The sequence below is a fragment of the Leuconostoc sp. BM2 genome (genome assembly GCF_002095565.1).
Lineage (GTDB): Bacteria > Bacillota > Bacilli > Lactobacillales > Lactobacillaceae > Leuconostoc > Leuconostoc falkenbergense.
Genome location: NZ_MOWQ01000128.1, coordinates 1 through 494 on the forward strand (window position 1 = coordinate 1; position 494 = coordinate 494).

1 pseudogene is annotated in these 494 nt (G+C 35.6%); it reads left to right on the forward strand.

Going from position 1 to position 494, the window contains the following annotated elements:
* Positions 1–494, forward strand: a pseudogene (locus BMG01_RS10805) (DNA primase); the annotation flags it as partial.

Sequence of the window (494 nt, forward strand, 5' to 3'; positions counted from 1 at the left end):
ATTAAGGAAGAACCAGAATTTACGATTGCCCCAGAAAACATGGGTGATAGCAATAAAACACCTGATGAATTGAAAGCTGCATTCAAAAAGAAGTCACGGTCACACAGTGCTAAAGAAAATGCAATCAAAGAGCTTCGCAATTTAATCACGATAACAACAGATGATTTTGATAAAGAATTGAGCATTCTTAACACGCCAAGTGGTGTACTTGAATTGACTAGTGGAGCGGTTAAAGAATCTACCCACGAAGATAGATTTACTAAAATAACCAACGCTGAATATAATGATAAAAAAGCACCAGAACGTTGGTTAGCTTTCTTAGAGCAAACTTTTAAAGGTAATGAAGAGTTAATTGAATTTACACAACGAGCATTGGGTTATGCAGCTACTGGAACAATGGACGAAGAAGTGATGTTCATATTGCACGGTAATGGTAAAAACGGTAAATCTGTATTTATGAACACGATTGATTATGTGTTGGGAGATTATTCAAT